The sequence below is a fragment of the Rickettsia typhi str. Wilmington genome (assembly GCF_000008045.1).
In the GTDB taxonomy this organism is placed as follows: domain Bacteria; phylum Pseudomonadota; class Alphaproteobacteria; order Rickettsiales; family Rickettsiaceae; genus Rickettsia; species Rickettsia typhi.
Genome location: NC_006142.1, coordinates 472187 through 490234 on the forward strand (window position 1 = coordinate 472187; position 18048 = coordinate 490234).

Here is an 18048-nt window from a genome sequence, read left to right on the forward strand (position 1 = left end):
CTTATAATGATAGGAAAATTATTAAACTAAAATAATTTTATGTTATTATCAAAATATTTTTTACCTATTTTAAAAGAGGAACCAAGTGAAGCTCAAGTAATTTCTCATAAATTAATGCTTAGAAGTGGAATGATTATGAAGCAAGCATCAGGGCTTTATACATGGCTTCCTCTCGGCTTAAAAGTACTTAAAAATATCGAAAATATAGTACGCTCAAATATGAACAAAGTAGGAGCTTTGGAAGTACTAATGCCTTGCATTCAGCCTGCACATTTATGGATAGAATCTGGGCGTTTTGAGTATTATGGTAAAGAAATGTTAAAGTTTCAAGATCGCCATGATAATACTTTATTATTCGGGCCGACTAACGAAGATATGATTACAGATATTTTCCGTCGTAATATTAAATCATATAAGGATTTGCCAAAAAATCTTTATCATATCCAATGGAAATTTCGTGATGAGATTAGACCACGTTTTGGTGTTATGAGAGGAAGAGAATTTTTAATGAAAGATGCTTATTCTTTTGATATAAATCAAGAAAATGCTGTTAATACATATAACAAAATGTATAAAGCTTATATTAATACTTTTCGAGATTTAGGTGTTTTTGCTATCCCAGTTATTGCCGATAATGGCCCTATAGGCGGCAATTTAAGTCATGAATTTCATATTATTGCAGAAACAGGTGAAAGTACTATTTATTATGATAAAAGATTTAAGATATTAAAAGATAATCCTGATATTGATGTAGAAGAAATCAAAAGTTGGTACGCAGCAGCTGAAGAAAAACATGATGTAAATAAATTATCTTCCTTTCCAGAAGGAATAACTAGTAGTAAAGGAATAGAAGTAGGGCATATTTTTTATATTGGATCAAAATATTCGGTTAATATGAATGCTCTTATTAATGATGAATATGGTAAATTAATTCCTGTAGAAATGAGTTCTTATGGTATAGGTATTTCAAGGTTAGCTGCAGCTATTATAGAAGCAAATTGTGATAAAAAAGGTATCATATGGCCTTTTAGTGTCGCTCCTTTTAAAGTTTCTTTAATTAATTTAAATATTCATGATAATAAATGTGTAGAGCTTGCGGCTAAAACCGATAAAGAGCTATCAAACAAAAATATAGAAGTACTATATGATGATACTGAGGCACGTCCAGGAAGTAAATTTGCAACGCATGATCTTATCGGTTCACCTTATCAAGTTATAATTGGTCCTAAAAAAGCTGCAAATAATATTGTTGAATTAAAAGACCGTAAAACTGGAGTACTTGAGGATATTGAGATAGAAAATCTTATTAATTACATTAGAATATAGACAGTATATGATACTACTTATCCTAAGTAGTACACCAAAATCTTTTGTGATTACTACAAGATATTTCTTATGAGCTTAGAATTTTAGCTGGTGTGTAAGATCTTTATACTGTTATCTTAAAAATTCAAGAGAACAAAATTAAAACTATATACGTTTCTTTGGCAATTTAATGAAATAGTTTAAGCGTAGTACAAATCGCCGATATAATAAGGTAAATGTGTTCGTGCTTTTCAAAATTGAGCACTAAAAATTATAAAAGTACTATAATTTAACAATTCTTTTTACCTAGTAATAACATCCGTAATTTATTGCAATAATGACTACTAATGTAAAATTTTTGAATGCATTGACATTGAAAATTTGATTGGAAATAATATAATTGAATGTTATAGTATATGTAGTAAATGTAATAAAATGTGTGAGTTGATGTTATGTATTGTCGAGTTTTGTTTAATCAAATTATATATATTAAATAAAGTAAGTCTTGATCTAATATAGAATTTATTAATACATTTAAAAATTGTTTTCTGGGACAAATTGTATTAATGTACAAAAAATATTTCTACGGCAATTTATTTAGAGCTTACACTAATAATTCAATGTGATAATCAAACTTACTATAATTTTTGTTACCATGTGGATAAACCTATTTGGTAACAACATAGGTTTTGATATGAAAAATTTTATAAAATATTTATTTTTTTCTGTTTTATATATTGTAGTAACAATAATAATTGCTTATATGGTTTTAGCACAAACTATTCCTAATGATGGGCAGTGTCATATGATGGATAGACCACTTATTATTCACTATATCTTAGCATCAATTATTACCGCGTTACCTACACTAATTTTAATATGTAGTAGCAGTAAGAATAAAAAGAAATAAATTATATGATTGGTAAATTAAGTGGTAAGATTGATTCACAATGTGATGATTATGTAATAATCGACGTAAACGGGGTAGGTTATCTTGTGTATGCTTCAGGTACGACCTTAGCGAAACTTGTTGAAGGCAGGTTTTATAAACTATTCATCGAAACCCATGTTAGAGAGGAACATATCCATCTTTACGGTTTTTTAACTCTAGAAGAGAAAAATTTTTTTAATTTGCTGCAATCTGTTAATGGTATTGGTACAAAAATGGCTTTGTCTATTTTATCAAATCTTACTCCTACGGATATTAAAATCGCTATAAATAATGATGATAAAAATATATTTAAAGCAATATCTGGAGTTGGTGATAAGCTTACTGAACGTATAATGTTAGAACTGAAAGGTAAAATAGCAAAAATATTCAGCAGCTCTGCTATTATTAAAGATAGTTCTAATATTTCATCTGTTGAAATTAATGAAGTAATAAAAGCATTAGTAAATTTAGGATTCACTCGATTTGAAGCTCAAAACACTGTTCAAGGTATAATCACACAAAACACTAAAATCTCGATTGATGAACTAATCAAAACAGCATTAAAAAATCGTAATTCTAGTTTTTAATTAAAAAATATAGCATAAAACTATTTTTTAGCTATTATTAGTGATTATATTCGATTTAAAATAATGACTAATATATTATCACCTGAGAAAAGTGAAAATGATCAAGAATTGCCAATAAGGCCATCATATTTGCAAGAGTTTGTTGGTCAACAGCAAATTAAAGAAAATCTTTTAGTATTTATTAAGGCTGCAAAATCTCGGAATGAGCATCTTGACCATACTTTATTTTATGGTCCACCAGGGCTTGGCAAGACTACACTTGCTAAGATTATATCTAATGAAATCGGTGGTAATTTTAAATCTACTGCCGGTCCTGCTATAATTAAAGCGGCTGATCTTGCTGCTATTCTTACCAATCTTGAAAAAAATGATGTATTATTTATTGATGAAATCCACCGCCTAAACACCTTAGTTGAAGAAATATTATATTCTGCTATGGAAGATTTTGAGCTTGATATAATTATTGGTGAAGGATCTGCTGCAAGGTCAGTGAAAATAACGTTACCGAAATTTACTTTAATCGGTGCTACTACCCGCTTCGGGATGCTTAGTAATTCTTTGCGTGATAGGTTCGGTATTCCAATGCGTTTAAATTTTTATAATACTGAAGAATTAAAACAAGTTTTAAATAGAGCAAGTAAACTACTTGACATTGATTTAACAGATTCTGGTTCTGAAGAAATAGCTAAAAGAAGTAGAGGAACACCGAGAATTGCTTTAAGGTTATTGCGTCGTATAAGAGATTTTGCAGTAGTTGATGGTAAATTAAGAATAGATAAAGAAATTTGTGATTTTGGGTTAAAGCGTTTAACAGTTGATAGCATAGGACTTGATAGTAATGATTATCGTTATCTAAAATTCATAGCTGATAATTATCATGGTGGTCCTGTAGGAATTGAAACGATAGCAGCAGCACTTTCTGAACAGCGTGATGAACTTGAAGAAACTATAGAGCCTTATCTTATAAAGATAGGTTTAGTAAAAAGAACTCCTAGAGGTAGGGTAATAACAATTGCAGCTTTTGAGCATTTGAAAATGCCAATACCGAATAAATCACAGCATCAATTTAATATTTTAAACGAGAATGAATGATAATAATTTAAATAATCACTACACAGTCGTATATATTATAAAAAGGCTTATAAAAGATCATGTTAAACCTTACGCAAATAAAATATATTTTTCAATGTTTTGTATGGTTATTACAGCACTTTGTACAGCAGTGATCGTACATGCTGTTAGACCTATTATTGATAAAATTTTTTTAACGCATGATAATACAATGCTTGTAATTATGCCTATAATACTTACTCTAACTTTTTTTATTAAAGGCATTTCAGAGTATTATCAAAATTATCTAATAAAATTTGTTGGACAGAGGGTACTAAACGATTTGAAGATAAAAATGTATGAGCATTTATTATCTGCTGATATTGCTTTTATTCACCAACAATCTTCAGGACGTTTAATATCTCGTTTTACTAATGATATTTCTTTGATGCGTGGTGCTGTTTCTAATTTACTGGTCGGATGTGCTAAACATTTTCTAACTGTAGTATGTTTAATAATAACTATGTTTCACTTAGAACCAATATTATCTTGTGTAGTTTTTCTTGTTTTTCCTTTAGCAGTTTATCCTGTACAAAGAATGGGTAAAAAAATAAGAAAAATCTTTTCACAATCACAAGAGGAACTTGGACATTATACTTCTAGGCTTGATGAGACATTTCAGTCAATTAAGATTATTAAATCTTTTGTAGGTGAAAAAATAGAAAGTAATAGAGCATCGTTGATTATGAATAATATTTTAGAGTTTTATAAAAAAACATCTAAGTTAGATGCAATGGTTTCGCCAATTATGGAGGGTTTAAGCGGCATTGCAGTAGGAGGGATGGTTTGGTACGGAGGTAATCTAGTTCTTGATGGTAAAACAACACCAGGTGCATTATTTGCTTTCTTAGCTGCTTTTGCTGCAGCTTATAGACCATTTAAAAGTTTAGTATCATTAAATATTAATTTACAAGAAGGCATAGCAGCAGCTAAGAGGGTATTTAGTATTCTAGATACTGAACCTATTATTAAAGATCATGAAAATGCTAAACAAATAGATTTATATAATCCACAAATTACTTTTGAGAAATTGTCTTTAAATTTTGCAAGTAAAATAGCTCTAAAATATATAGATTTAAAGCTAGATTCGCATAAAATAATTGCATTTGTTGGGCGTTCCGGTAGCGGTAAGACTTCTCTGAGTAATTTATTAGTACGTTTTTATGATCCGAGTCATGGAAGAATTCTAATTAATAATCATGATATTAAAGATATTAAGCTTACTGCGCTTAGACGTCAGATTGCTTTAGTTACTCAAGATACTCATTTATTTGATGCAAGCGTTGCCGATAATATAGCATACGGTCATGCAAATGCTACAAGAGAAGAAATAATTAGAGCAGCGCAGTATGCAGATGCTCATGAGTTTATTATGCATCTTCCTAATGGTTATGATACACAAATAGGAGTGTATGGAAAGACTCTTTCAGGTGGTCAGCGTCAGCGTTTATCTATTGCAAGAGCTTTATTAAAAGACGCGCCTATTTTAATTTGGGATGAAGCAACGAGTAACTTAGACCAAGCTTCTGAACAAAAAATTCTCAAATTTTTAAAGAAATTACGCCAAGGGAAAACCACTTTAATTATTACGCATCGTTTAAGCAGTATTCTAGATCTTGATAATATTATTGTAATGAAAAACGGTGAGATCTGTGAGCAGGGTACTCATACTCAATTAATCCAAAATAAACATGAATATTATATGTTATATAATAATGAGTTAAAGGAGAATGTTTGAATTATAAAATCCACATCTTTGATTTTACCATTGTTATTGTAGCACTTATTATTATTCTAATAACTTGATTATTGGACTTAGTAAAAAAGAAAAAACTTGATAAAGTGTTTAAGTCATTGTTATTACACTGAATGTCTTTTCAATATATGCTACAAAATTTGTGATTTATACATGGAAGGAATCAACATAAGACATAAAATGATACTAATAATCAAGATTTTTTTAAGATGATAGGTTAATTTAACAATACTTTCGTTAAAGTAGGTTGTAACATTGAAAAAGTTAGTTTATAGGCAAAATCCCATTATTCTTCTAACTACTTTATTAACTTATTATACTGTTTATCAAGTGCATTTGATATTGTATTTGATAAGTTTTGTATCGATAAGTTTAATTGTACAATAGTATAACTGCTATATTTAGTTATCGAATTGGTTATAAGTATATGTATTGTGTACCTTGAAAATAACTGCAAATAATTGGAGATCAATTTTGGAGATTCACTTTTTTTATTATAGTTATTGCGATATTTATAACTGTAAATGCAAACGTAAGAGGTAATAATGAATTTTTGAATTTTTATAGTAATTAATCCTTACAATGATTTTGCACCGGGATATATGTTGCTTTACAATTTTTATTGCTTTAATACTTTAATATTTTTACCATTAGGTGGTGCTATTTTTTTAAAAGTGGTTTCCTAACCATTGTATAGAATTTAGCGTTTTGTCTTTCAAAAATGGAAATAGCAATAATAGTTAGATTTTATATATAGTATTGTAACTTTATAGATTTATGCTGTTTGTGGTGTATAAAGTATTAATTTAAAGGTTTGATCTATTAATGATTACCTCAAGCTGAACACATTTGTTGTCAAATTTCCTGCTTTTAACGCTTTATTAATTATATAGAGTATTTTATTGCTACCACTATTTGTGCAACTAATTAAGTAATTTGTGTAATAAAAATATTATAAAACAATATATAGCTTTAATTAGTAGTACAAGTATGTAACAATACTGTCACTATTCCTACCAAGAAATTTGTAAATAATGATTTGTTGATACTATTTTCCATCTTTAATATAATTTTAATATTGTCTGTTTTGTTTATATTCATATATCTTAATAAAAAGATTAATAGTACATTTTCTCATTGCGATAATGTTTGCATGAATGATTACTAAAGAATTTTGGCAAAGAAAAAGAAAACTTTAAATTTTGTACTTACAACATTAAGTAACAGAATTTTATTATTTTTAGAGATGATAATATTGTTTTGCTCTTCGCAACAATACTTATTGCACAATTATTAAGAACGCACTTGGTTTAATTTGAAGAATATTTTATTTCTAATGTTTAGAAGATTTTTACTACCTTATATCTTTATTGTAATATTTTGTTTTGCTCCTATAAGCGAAGCAAAAAAAATTGTCAAAAAGACCAATAAATATCCTGTACAAACTAGTTTAGTAATTGACGCAAAAAATGGTAAAGTTCTGCAAGCACATAATGCCCAAGTTCGAATTTATCCTGCTTCTTTAACTAAGTTAATGACTCTATATTTAATGTTTGAAGCAATCGAATCAGGTAAGTTATCTTTAGATAAAAAATTACTTGTATCAGCAAAAGCTTCAAAAATGCCACATTGTAAACTTGGTTTAAGAGCAGGTGACAATATCACTGTTAGAGATGCAATTAATGGATTAATCATAAAATCTGCTAATGATGTTGCAGTAACGGTCGCTGAGGGTATGAAAGGTTCAGAAAAATCGTTTGCTCATTTAATGAATGTGAAAGCTAAAACATTAGGTATGAAGCACACATTTTTTAAAAATGCTTCAGGTTTGCATGATCCACTTCAACAAACTACTGCAAGAGATATAGCTAAACTCGCTATTGCACTTAAAAGAGATTACCCAAAATATTATCCATTCTTTTCTAAAACTAGTTTTGTATTTCGTGGGAATGTCATAAATGGACATAATAGTGTTACTAAACATTATCAAGGTGCTGAAGGTATGAAAACAGGATTTCATACTCCTGCAGGTTATAATTTAGTAACTACTGCTTCTCGGAAGAATAAATCATTGATCGCAGTTATTACTGGCGCTAAAAGTGCAGCATCTCGTGATCAAAAAATGATCAGATTATTAGATCACCATTTTGGTGTTAAAACTATAAATTATAAACCTTCAATTAAACTTGCCTCTAATAATAAAGCTAATACAAAAGCGAAATCAAAAATAATAAAGAGGAAGAATATACGTAGTTGATATTATATTTATGCACTACATGTATCGGTTGTGAAACCCTGTTGCGTTTTAACACATATAATAACGTATGAGATTATTCACTAATAGTGATTAATATTCACTTCACACACAATCTTTAAGGATTGACTGCGAGCTTATATTTTAGATTCACAAGTTTTATATGACAATTAATGCTACATTGATTATTTTTTGTAACTTTAGTAAATAAAGATTCTTTATAGTTGTTAGCAAAGATTTTATTTTCGGTTTTTTTAAGATTAATTTTTTTTAAAAATTTCTCAGTTTCATTAGGTAAATATTCTATTCTTACTTTAGTTATACCTTGATTTTTAAATGCTAAAATTTCAGCCGCTTTTTGCGAAACATCTATTATACGATTTTTCTTAAAAGGACCTCTATCATTAACCATTAAAATTACTGATTTATTATTTGCTTTATTGGTAACTTTAACTAAGCAAGGCAGTGGAAGCGTTTTATGTGCTGCAGTAAGTAGGTTTCTATTAAATCTATCACCATTAGCAGTTTTTTTGCCATGAAAGCCGTCTTTACGTCCACCGTACCATGATGCATAACCTGTTTCGGTAAAATATTTAGGGGTATAAGGTTTATAAATTTTGCCTTTTATTTTATAATTTTTCCCTACTTTATAATGTCCTATATAAGTTAGATTATGAGGATCATCTTTTGATAATTCTTTATAAGAATATTTGTTATCATAAGCTAATCTTTTGGAAGTATTGCAACCACTTAGATTTATACAAAAAATTAACACAAGTAATATACTGATTAAACCTGAAAAATTGTCAACAATATCTTTGCATCTTCTAAGATGCTGAACGTTTATTATACGCTCAGCTCTTGTGATTATAGACCTATTACTTTTTTCAAACTTGAATGTTGTATAACAATTTTTTATTTTACAGTAGTATAGACTTAATTTATATGTTAATCTTGTACTCCAATCCTCATGTAGTGAGATGATATGCAGTACTGTGCTGTGTACTGTGCATCTTCTAAATACTTTTTGGTTCTGATGCAATGATTCTAATTTGAATTTATAATTCCTCATTATTATCATTATTTGTTTTAAAATTATTCATTATATTAGCGTAACACACAACTTTTTCAACACCTTTTATTTTTGATGCAATAGAAGCAAGTTTTTCTAGCTCTTCTTCTGATCTGGCAACTCCAAATAAATAAACAATATTATCTATAGTTAGAATAGTATAATTAGCAAATTTAATGTCTTTTCTAACTAAGTTTTTAGCTTTAATTTGTGTAGTGATCATAGTATCTTTAGTATATTGTACTAGGTCAAAATGATTATTGTTTTTATTTACTTTTAACTCATTAATAACTTCTTGTACCCCTGTTTGATCCCAAGCAATTTTTACTGCTTTTAACGCATCTGTTTCTTTTTGAATGTTGCCTGTTAATAATACTCTTCCTTGCGATACTTCAACATTTATTTTAGCACCTAAATCTTTAAAATTATTTTTTACTAAATCAGCTTTAATACCTGTAGCAATTTTTACATCATTTAATGTTTTAGACATTGGTTGATCTTTTGATGCTACAATGCCAGTAGCAGTAACTGCGGTAAAAATTGCAGGTAAACAAGCAGATATACTCAAAAGAAGACTTATAAAAATTAGAACTCGTAATATCATAACAACTACAATTTTTAAGATTATCTTTGTTTAAAGATTGTATCTTGTGGTATAGATTTTATTGAAATCTTAGCTAATTTGAATATGCAATTTAGAAACAATACTAAAATTTAATATCAACTTTTACTTTATACTGTAGATTAGTAATGGTATGACAGCAAACATCTTGAAAATCTACACGAAAATTGATATATCATATCTTACTATCTGGTAACTTATTCTTTAATAAAAGAGGTAATTGCAGTAAAATAAATATAAAAGTGATAGGTATTACACCGAATACTTTAAATTTCACCCATGTTTCATCTGAGAAATTACGCCAAACTACTTCATTTACTACCGCCATAAAAAAGAAAAAAGCAGCTGTTCTATAGCTTAAAATTATCCAACTTTCTTCTTTAAGACGTACTATGCTCTCTAAAGCATATTTGATAAAAGGATTTTTCCTTATACCACTCATGAGAAATATTATTCCAAAAATAACATATAATATAGTAGGTTTGATTTTTATATACATTGAATCGCCACTAATTAAAGTAATGATTCCCGAAACGAATAAAACAGTCGAAGAAATAATAGAAAGCTTAGAGACTTTTTTATCTATAATATAACAAAGGGTAATACAAATAATAGATGTAATAAGCATATAAAGGGTAGCGCTTTGTATACCGCCTCCATAAAAAAAACCTGCAAAAAATGCTATTACTGGACCAATTTCTGATAAAAGTTTTAACATATTTAGTTAATTATTCTCTTTAATAAAATTAATTTGATTCATTTGTTTGTACTGATATTAAGTTATTTTTGTAATATCTTAATTTTATTTGTATAAAAATATTTATTAGTAATATAGTAGTAAAATAAGAAAGTACCTGTAGACCATTAGGCCTTGCAATATAACCAGTAACAATATGTAGGATTTTACCTATCATACTTCTATCGGCTACTAACCACGAACTATCCCAAAGTTGATCGGATAAAAACATCACTAGACCTGAAGAGGTTAAAATACCTGCAGCACTTGCTGCAAATCCACCCGCTATTAACATTAATAATATGGTAGAGATTTTAAAAATATATTTTTGATTAGCAATCTTAATTAAACCGCAATATATTACTAAACCAAGTAAGAACCCACTTGTAGCACCTATTATCACGCCTTGCAAGTAAATACTGCTTGGTATTGTTTCAACTGACGAAATGCTATACACTAAAATAATAATTTCTGCACCTTCTCGTAATATGGTAGTAGCAACTAAAAACACTAACATGAAATAACTTCTATTACCTTCATGAATTTTTAGTGACAAGTCGTTTATATGTCGCTTTACTTTTATACCATAACCTTGCATCCATATTATTGTCCAGCTAATCAGAATTGTTATTAGTATCATAATTCCAGAATCAAATAGCTCATCACCTATTCCTCCAAAAGATAAAGATAACTTGCGTGTAAAAAATGCAAAAATTGAAGCAAAAACTACTCCAAGCATTATTCCAGCAATAATATAAAGACGAGATTTTTCTATTTGTTTTGTTACGGCGAGTATTACACTAAGTAATAAGGATATTTCTAAACATTCACGAAACACTACTAAAGCAATTTTAAACATATTTATTATCTAATCATTAACAATTATAAAACCCTGAGCTGTATCTTGATGAAAATCTCCAAAAATTTCATATTTCCCAGGCTTAAGCGGGGCAAGTATAATATTTATTGATTCATGTGGCATCACTATTTTTTCACGATGTAAATCGTGACTTTCAAATTCTTCTACAGTATCATCTGCATTATGAACAATTAATCTTATCTTAGTTGATTTTGGGACTTCAACTATATCTGGAACAAATTTATGATCTTTTATAGTTATTTTTACTTCTAATATATTATCGTTTGTTTTATTATTAGAACCATTACTTTTATAGATATAAACCATTATTGCTAAAAATATTAAGCATATTAGTATAATAATATTTTTATTTTTTTTAATAATGTCCATACTAAACCCCTAGCTTAATTAAAGTTTAAAGTAAGAATACTAGCTTTATTCGAAAATTTGTCACATGTTTTAATTAATTTAAGTATACTCTGTTGAGTACATTACCTTTATAATAACCATTATTTTTTCTTTTTGAAATTAAACCTCGTCTATGCAATTATTATCTCTGCTTAATCTGGCTTCAAATTTAGATAATTACAAAACTTATCTTACAATTTTTAATGCTATAAGATATACAATTATTATCATAATGACAAGGATAGATAATAAAATATAATTTTTTTGTTTTTTATTATCTGATATTTTCATTTATTCCATATTTATTTAATTTGTTTAAAATCATTAAGTTCAAGTAAAAGATATTCGTGTATCGGTAATGATTCATGAGGAATAACTTTATTTAGATTAGAACCTAATGCTTTAAAAGTTTTGCTTTCAGCAATAACACTACGTGTTCCAACCTGGACTTTACCCTGTAAGGCATAAGAAAAAATTAAAGGATATGTAATATCACCAATTTTCATATCTATTGGTTGTCCTGTGGATTTAGAATCAAATAGTATTTTACCATTTGATAAACGAGTAATTTTAGCATTAAAGCTTACTTTTTCACCACATAATAAAGGAACGCGATAAGCTATCTCATCGTCATAAATTTTAACTTTATTACTTTTAACAAAATTTTGTGGTAATATCGATTTTAAAATTACAGTCACTTTATAATTATAAGCATCATCAAAGATAGTATTATTACTATTATTAACAGTATATTTTGCTGGTATAATAGCTTCTCGTGATTCTCCTACCATCATACCGATTATTACATTATCTAAGCCAAGCATTACAGGAGCAGAGCCTAAAGTAAAAGTCTTAGTATCTTCAGATATTAAATTATTGTTCATATCTGATATTTGATAAAATACAGTGACTACATGTCCACACGAAGCAGGACCAATATTACCGCTACCAAATGTATTAATTTTAAACAGTGTTTTAACTAAATCTTTATGTACTTCAATAGTATAATCATTAGGATTTATAGGCCCATTTAGAGGTTGTAAAATATTTTCAAAAAATACTTTACCTTCTTCAGTTTTAAGAGCATTGATTACTATTTTTGAAACTGTACGTTCAAATAGATTACCGTTTAATGAAATAGTTGGTTCATTATTTATACTAGCTTGATGTGCATTTGTGGATGAATTATTTGAAGTTATTTGTTCTATAGTGGTAGAATTATTATTGTCTTCTGGATATATTTTTAACTTTACTATATTATAAAGTATTAGGATTACAATTATTAAAGATAAAAATTTTTGCATAAAGAATAATATCTAATTATTAACAAAGTTTACTATAACAATCAATTAATTAATAATCAAATGAGAATAAAAATAATTTGATTAATAAAAATAATTGATTTAAATTTAGATGCAGAATTCTATAAAGATAGTTGTAAAAAGTGAAAAAATTCATATTTTGTTTTTTATATTTATATACATTAAACATATTTGCTGTTTCTAAAATTGCCCATAATAAGCTAAATTCTTGTTCAATTACTAGAAATATATTTAATAATTATGAACCAAAAGTTTTTGAGACTACTAATAATTTATTACGAAAAACAGGTAGATTGTCAAAATTTTATGGGGAAATGATATTAATTAGAGGTAAAATATTAGATCAAAATTGTGTACCGGTGACAGATGCGAAGGTTTATTTATGGCAAGCAGGAAGTGGAGGTAAATATCCTTACGAACCTTTAAAAACTAGAGTTGATAAAAGAAGATTTACAAATAAAAGCGATTCAAGTTTTACCGGATCCGGTATTGTCACTACTAATAATAAAGGAGAATATTATTTTATTAGTATGTTGCCTTATAAATCTTCTCATTATTTGAGAACTGCAAACATAAGAATAGAGCATCCAAATCTTACTACTCTTGAAACGCGCTTAGAATTATCTGATCAAAATATGTGTGATAATGACTGTGGTGAAATTAGTCCGATATTGACAGAAACGAAGAAAAATATACAATCTTATTGTTTTGACTTAGTATTGCAAGGTACGACCCTTAAGAGATATTGATATACTTTCGTAATTGATCACGGTATCTAAGGATAAATTACTGTAATATGCGTCTCATTGTTATTTAAGGTGATGACAATACTGTTTCTTGCTGTGGTGCTTCTAAGGGCCTTTTTATACCACAACTAAATATAAATATTAATATGAACAAATAATAAAATGCCTTCATTACTATATATTATATATGACCTTAAGAAATTATAATAAATATCTTATATATATTATAGTATTTTTATTATCTATAATAATTTTTCCTAAAATTCAAGCTAAGCTCTATGAGAAGCCAAAGAATAAATTAGAATTTTTAAAAGGCTCAAGTGTGCCTGATAATATATTTTTTTTTGATGAAGAAAAAAATCAATATTCTCTTGATCAGTTTGAAGGAAAGACTATATTGTTAGTATTTTGGGCTACTTGGAGTGCTACTTGTGTTAAAGAAATGCCTGACTTTGATATATTGCAAAAAGATTTTAGGAAATTACCTTTTTCAGTAATTCCAATTTCAGAAGATTATCAAGACATAAAAATTGTTAAAGAATATTTTAAAAGCTATCACATAAGATATTTGCCTATTTATTATGATTATAGAAATGCATTATTTAAAGCATTAGGGATTATTAGTTTACCAACTAGTATATTAATAGACTCAAACGGTAAAATAGTAACTATCTTTGTCGGTACTACAAATTGGTATGATGAAAAAGTAAGGGATACTATTTTATCTGCTATTCCTGGAAATTATCCTGAACCTAAAAATAGTTATAATGAGCAATCTTTGAATAAACCGGCTAAACATTTGCCGCAAATAAAAAATTATATAATTAAAAATGAGCAGAATAATGAATGAAGTCAATAAATCAACTATTGCTAATGCAGAATTTGATCAAATAATAACAAAACGTCAGATAAGTAAATTAGATCAATTATTTGCTTCGGTTTTTGGTGATTCTAAAGAAGTGGTTGCAGTTTTACGACTTAGCGGTGTTATTGGCAAAGTAAGTACTGTGCAATCTGGGCTTACGTTAGAATCGTTAAATGAATTAATAGAAAAAGCTTTTAAAATAAAGAAGTTAAAAGCATTATGTTTAATTATTAATTCTCCAGGCGGTTCTCCTGTACAATCTGAACTTATTGCAAAACGTATCCGTGACCTTGCTAAAAAAAATAAAATAAAAGTTTATAGTTTTATTGAAGATATGGCGGCCTCAGGAGGATATTGGCTTGCTTGTAGTGGAGACAAAATATATGCTTTACCAAGTTCTGTTATCGGTAGTATCGGAGTAATATCAAGCGGATTTGGGTTTCATGAAGCAATTAATAAACTTGGTATTGAACGAAGAGTTTATACAGAAGGAAAAAATAAAGCAGTGCTAGATCCTTTTAAACCTATTAATAAAGATGATCTTAAAATTATTAAAGATTTGCAAAAGCAGGTATATGAACATTTTATAGAATATGTAAAAGAACGTAGAGCGGGTAAGCTAACGCAACAAGATGAGATTTTATTTAATGGTGAATTTTGGGCAGGCCAAACAGCTCTTGATTATGGTTTAATTGATGGCATAGGTGATATGTATAGTGTCATGAAAGAAAAATTTGGTGATAATATTAAGTTTCAATATCTGTGTGCTAAGCAGCCTTGGCTTAAAAAGAAACTTGGTATGGGAAGCAAGGTATTAATAGAAGATCTTGTTAATACTGTAATTGATACGATAGAAAATAAAAGTATTACAGATAAATTTAATATGAAATAATATGACGATAATAGAAGTAAAAATTAAGAAATTAGAAAATTTTTCAGGTAATTTGCCAGCATATGCTACAGAGCATAGTGCTGGAGTGGATTTGATAGCTGCAAATGAGCAAACTATACTGATAAAAGTAGGTAGTATACAGCTAATTCCTACAGGTATTGCTATAGCTCTGCCAGACTCATTTGAAGCGCAAATAAGACCTCGTTCAGGGCTTGCAATCAAACACGGCATTACGGTTGCTAATTCACCAGGTACCATTGATGCGGATTATCGAGGTGAAATAAAGGTTCTGCTTATTAATCTAGGTAAAAAAGATTTTTTGATAGAAAGAGGCATGCGAATTGCTCAAATGATAATCGCAAAATATGAACGTGTATTATGGGCAGAAACTAGTATCTTAACGGAAACTATGCGTGGTAGAGGTGGCTTTGGTTCTACGGGTCTGTAAAATTCCAACACATCATTGTAGTCCTAATTGTAAGCGACTACAAGTAGCGTTGCAATTGCGTTTTATATAAAATTCCTGAGATCACAGCTTCGATTTATTGCCTTACAGTGATGTTGCTGTATCCACGCAGCAAATCATCAAACCTATGAAAATAAAATTATTGACTTCTATATTCTTGTTATTAGCGTTAAAAGTAAATGCTAATTCTGATTCTATAGATAATATACAACAAATTTTTACCTATATTGATCAAAAAAAATGGTCGCAAGCTAAAGATCTAGCTCTAGCAATAAATAGTACAGTTTTAACAAAAATTGTATTGTCACAAGCATTTTTAGATAATAAATGTTCAGATAATAGTTTTCAAAAGATAATAAAATTTTTACGAGAGAATCCGGATTGGCCGCAAAATAAGCTGCTTGCAAAAAGAGCAGAGGAATATCTAAATAATAATACAAATAAAAAAGTAATTTTTGATTGGTTTAGTATGCATCCGCCTCTTACCGGTAAAGGTTATAAATTTTATGCAGTCGCAGCAATTAGTTTAGTGAAAGATCATAAGATATTATCGCCTATTATTAAGAAAGCTTGGGTATATGGTGATTTTACGCCTGAAGAAGAAAAGATATATTACAATGAGTGTAGTAAATATTTAACGGTAAATGATCATTTAGAGCGGATAGAAGAGCATTTATGGAAAAGTGATATTAGAACTGCTCAGCGATCACTAAAATATGTAGATCAGGGCTATCGTAATTCTTTTAAAGCACAAATTGCTATTATATCTACAACGTCAAATGCTGAAAAGCTTTTTAAAAATGTTCCTGAAAAATATTATACTTCTGGTTTATTATATCGTTATCTAGATTTAAAAAAAATGCAAAAACCAACAAAGGAAATGATCGCTTTATTTAAGAAAGCTAAAAATAATCGTAAACATTTTGCAAAATGGTGTCGTATTCAGTCTTATTATGCTCGTGCATTCATAGATTATAAGGATTATGCAAATAGCTATAGAATGGCAACAATGCGTTTCCCTGTTTGTAATAAAACCATAAGAGAACAGGAGTGGTTAGCTGGATGGCTTTCTTTAAGTTTTTTAAACAAACCTGATCAAGCATTAATGCATTTTAATAAGTTTATTAAAGTTGTTAAGACTCCTATTAGTCTAGCACGAGGATTTTATTGGCTCGGCCGTACTTATGAAGCAAAAGGCGATAAGCAAATGGCTAAGAAATTTTATCAGCAGGCATCCAGATATTCTTTTACCTTTTATGGACAGGTAGCAAATATTGAATTAAATAGGACCAAGTTAGTTTTACCTTCTATTCCCGTAATAACTTCTGAAGCAAGGAAAATTATCGAAAATAAAGAGATTATTAAAGCAATAAGGTTGTTTGTTAAATATAATCAAAATCACCTAGCTATGATTTATTCTAAAGAAGCAATTAAAAATACTAAAAATCAGGCTGAAATTCAAATAATTGCGAATATTATTAAGGGATGTAATAATACCCATTATATGGTTGATGTGGCAAAAATTGCTGCTCAAAATCATGCTTTTATTCTGGATTGTGCTTTTCCAACTCCGTATAATCTTACTGGTTTGCCAATTGCATCCTCGTTAACTTATGGCATAATTAGGCAAGAATCAGTTTTTGATCATAAGGCAATTAGTTGTTCAAATGCCATGGGGTTAATGCAACTTATTAAAGGTACTGCTTGTGATATTGCAAAATCTATCAATATGAAATGTGATGTAGAGCAGCTTATTAAAAATCCAGCATATAATATTAAACTTGGTTCACATTATTTCAAAAAATTATTAGATGATCATAAAGGTTCTTATGTTTTATCAATTGCTTCTTATAATGCCGGAAGTAATAACGTAATGAAATGGATAGAGAAGTTTGGTGATCCAAGGGATATAAAAGATACAAGAAAAATTATTGACTGGATAGAACTAATTCCGTATAAAGAAACACGAAATTACGTTCAAAGAGTACTTGAAAATGTTCAAATTTATAGGGTAATCTTAAATAATAATAGTAACTTGTATTTTAAGCGTGATTTACATGCTTGTGCTATAGTAAAAAGCTAATTTTTATTAGCATTTAATTGTGATATATGATAAC

At 28.5% G+C, this 18048-nt stretch carries 17 protein-coding genes; 11 read left to right on the plus strand and 6 right to left on the minus strand.

Annotated features, from left to right (window positions below; translation table 11 throughout):
• The first annotated feature begins 39 nt into the window (after positions 1–39).
• The 6 genes from proS to RT_RS01875 all read left to right on the plus strand — a co-directional run bounded on the left by proS (position 40) and on the right by RT_RS01875 (position 7946).
• Positions 40–1326 carry a proline--tRNA ligase gene (gene proS / locus RT_RS01850; RefSeq protein ID WP_011190833.1) on the plus strand — a complete coding sequence of 429 codons (1287 nt, stop codon included), beginning with the start codon at positions 40–42 and terminating at the stop codon, positions 1324–1326.
• Between the two features lie 673 nt (positions 1327–1999).
• Positions 2000–2215 (plus strand): hypothetical protein, encoded by a 216-nt coding sequence (locus RT_RS01855; RefSeq protein WP_014419430.1) that lies wholly within the window; start codon positions 2000–2002, stop codon positions 2213–2215.
• Positions 2216–2220: 5 nt separating this feature from the next.
• Positions 2221–2823 carry a Holliday junction branch migration protein RuvA gene (gene ruvA / locus RT_RS01860; protein ID WP_011190835.1) on the plus strand — a complete coding sequence of 201 codons (603 nt, stop codon included), beginning with the start codon at positions 2221–2223 and terminating at the stop codon, positions 2821–2823.
• A gap of 63 nt (positions 2824–2886) precedes the next feature.
• The gene (gene ruvB / locus RT_RS01865) at positions 2887–3915 is read left to right on the plus strand and encodes a Holliday junction branch migration DNA helicase RuvB (RefSeq protein ID WP_011190836.1); all 1029 of its coding nucleotides are present in this window, start codon (positions 2887–2889) and stop codon (positions 3913–3915) included.
• Complete coding sequence (locus tag RT_RS01870; RefSeq protein WP_011190837.1) at positions 3908–5671, plus strand: ABC transporter ATP-binding protein; 1764 nt, start codon at positions 3908–3910, stop codon at positions 5669–5671. The genes ruvB and RT_RS01870 overlap by 8 nt, the downstream gene beginning before the upstream one ends.
• 1354 nt (positions 5672–7025) lie before the next feature.
• A complete protein-coding gene (locus tag RT_RS01875; RefSeq protein WP_011190838.1) occupies positions 7026–7946 on the plus strand; it encodes a D-alanyl-D-alanine carboxypeptidase family protein in 921 nt (306 codons plus the stop codon).
• Positions 7947–8061: 115 nt separating this feature from the next.
• On the opposite strand, the gene RT_RS01880 is transcribed toward RT_RS01875, so the two are convergent.
• The 6 genes from RT_RS01880 to RT_RS01905 form a co-directional block, all read right to left on the minus strand.
• Positions 8062–9024: a septal ring lytic transglycosylase RlpA family protein gene (locus tag RT_RS01880; protein ID WP_011190839.1), complete on the minus strand. Its 963-nt coding sequence runs from the start codon at positions 9022–9024 to the stop codon at positions 8062–8064.
• Positions 9002–9619, minus strand: coding sequence for a BON domain-containing protein (locus RT_RS01885; RefSeq protein ID WP_011190840.1), 618 nt, complete (start codon positions 9617–9619; stop codon positions 9002–9004). Before RT_RS01885 ends, RT_RS01880 begins: the two co-directional genes overlap by 23 nt.
• A 193-nt stretch (positions 9620–9812) precedes the next feature.
• Positions 9813–10355: a septation protein A gene (locus RT_RS01890; protein ID WP_011190841.1), complete on the minus strand. Its 543-nt coding sequence runs from the start codon at positions 10353–10355 to the stop codon at positions 9813–9815.
• Positions 10356–10383: 28 nt separating this feature from the next.
• A complete protein-coding gene (locus RT_RS01895) occupies positions 10384–11232 on the minus strand; it encodes an FTR1 family protein (RefSeq protein WP_011190842.1) in 849 nt (282 codons plus the stop codon).
• Between the two features lie 9 nt (positions 11233–11241).
• Positions 11242–11622: a cupredoxin domain-containing protein gene (locus tag RT_RS01900; RefSeq protein WP_011190843.1), complete on the minus strand. Its 381-nt coding sequence runs from the start codon at positions 11620–11622 to the stop codon at positions 11242–11244.
• Between the two features lie 320 nt (positions 11623–11942).
• Positions 11943–12944, minus strand: a complete 1002-nt coding sequence (locus RT_RS01905) for an FKBP-type peptidyl-prolyl cis-trans isomerase (RefSeq protein ID WP_011190844.1) — start codon at positions 12942–12944, stop codon at positions 11943–11945.
• A gap of 140 nt (positions 12945–13084) precedes the next feature.
• On the opposite strand from RT_RS01905, the gene RT_RS01910 reads away from it, so the two are divergent.
• The 5 genes from RT_RS01910 to RT_RS01930 all read left to right on the plus strand — a co-directional run bounded on the left by RT_RS01910 (position 13085) and on the right by RT_RS01930 (position 18014).
• A complete protein-coding gene (locus tag RT_RS01910) occupies positions 13085–13711 on the plus strand; it encodes a dioxygenase (protein ID WP_011190845.1) in 627 nt (208 codons plus the stop codon).
• A 184-nt stretch (positions 13712–13895) separates the two neighbouring features.
• Positions 13896–14558: a TlpA disulfide reductase family protein gene (locus tag RT_RS01915; protein ID WP_011190846.1), complete on the plus strand. Its 663-nt coding sequence runs from the start codon at positions 13896–13898 to the stop codon at positions 14556–14558.
• Complete coding sequence (locus tag RT_RS01920; RefSeq protein ID WP_011190847.1) at positions 14551–15465, plus strand: S49 family peptidase; 915 nt, start codon at positions 14551–14553, stop codon at positions 15463–15465. The genes RT_RS01915 and RT_RS01920 overlap by 8 nt, the downstream gene beginning before the upstream one ends.
• A gap of 1 nt (position 15466) precedes the next feature.
• Entirely contained in the window at positions 15467–15913 is a 447-nt protein-coding gene (dut, locus tag RT_RS01925) for a dUTP diphosphatase (RefSeq protein ID WP_011190848.1), read from the plus strand.
• Positions 15914–16058: 145 nt separating this feature from the next.
• Positions 16059–18014 (plus strand): lytic transglycosylase domain-containing protein, encoded by a 1956-nt coding sequence (locus RT_RS01930; protein ID WP_011190849.1) that lies wholly within the window; start codon positions 16059–16061, stop codon positions 18012–18014.
• Positions 18015–18048 lie beyond the last annotated feature (34 nt).

Bases quoted from the DNA above. Each gene is read 5' to 3' on its own strand.
- RT_RS01915 (WP_011190846.1), top strand. From the start codon at position 13,896: ATGACCTTAAGAAATTATAATAAATATCTTATATATATTATAGTATTT.
- dut (WP_011190848.1), top strand. From the start codon at position 15,467: ATGACGATAATAGAAGTAAAAATTAAGAAATTAGAAAATTTTTCAGGT.
- RT_RS01885 (WP_011190840.1), bottom strand. From the start codon at position 9,619: ATGATATTACGAGTTCTAATTTTTATAAGTCTTCTTTTGAGTATATCT.
- RT_RS01875 (WP_011190838.1), top strand. From the start codon at position 7,026: ATGTTTAGAAGATTTTTACTACCTTATATCTTTATTGTAATATTTTGT.
- ruvB (WP_011190836.1), top strand. From the start codon at position 2,887: ATGACTAATATATTATCACCTGAGAAAAGTGAAAATGATCAAGAATTG.
- RT_RS01895 (WP_011190842.1), bottom strand. From the start codon at position 11,232: ATGTTTAAAATTGCTTTAGTAGTGTTTCGTGAATGTTTAGAAATATCC.
- RT_RS01900 (WP_011190843.1), bottom strand. From the start codon at position 11,622: ATGGACATTATTAAAAAAAATAAAAATATTATTATACTAATATGCTTA.
- ruvA (WP_011190835.1), top strand. From the start codon at position 2,221: ATGATTGGTAAATTAAGTGGTAAGATTGATTCACAATGTGATGATTAT.
- RT_RS01905 (WP_011190844.1), bottom strand. From the start codon at position 12,944: ATGCAAAAATTTTTATCTTTAATAATTGTAATCCTAATACTTTATAAT.
- RT_RS01930 (WP_011190849.1), top strand. From the start codon at position 16,059: ATGAAAATAAAATTATTGACTTCTATATTCTTGTTATTAGCGTTAAAA.
- RT_RS01870 (WP_011190837.1), top strand. From the start codon at position 3,908: ATGAATGATAATAATTTAAATAATCACTACACAGTCGTATATATTATA.
- RT_RS01890 (WP_011190841.1), bottom strand. From the start codon at position 10,355: ATGTTAAAACTTTTATCAGAAATTGGTCCAGTAATAGCATTTTTTGCA.
- RT_RS01880 (WP_011190839.1), bottom strand. From the start codon at position 9,024: ATGATAATAATGAGGAATTATAAATTCAAATTAGAATCATTGCATCAG.
- RT_RS01920 (WP_011190847.1), top strand. From the start codon at position 14,551: ATGAATGAAGTCAATAAATCAACTATTGCTAATGCAGAATTTGATCAA.
- RT_RS01855 (WP_014419430.1), top strand. From the start codon at position 2,000: ATGAAAAATTTTATAAAATATTTATTTTTTTCTGTTTTATATATTGTA.
- proS (WP_011190833.1), top strand. From the start codon at position 40: ATGTTATTATCAAAATATTTTTTACCTATTTTAAAAGAGGAACCAAGT.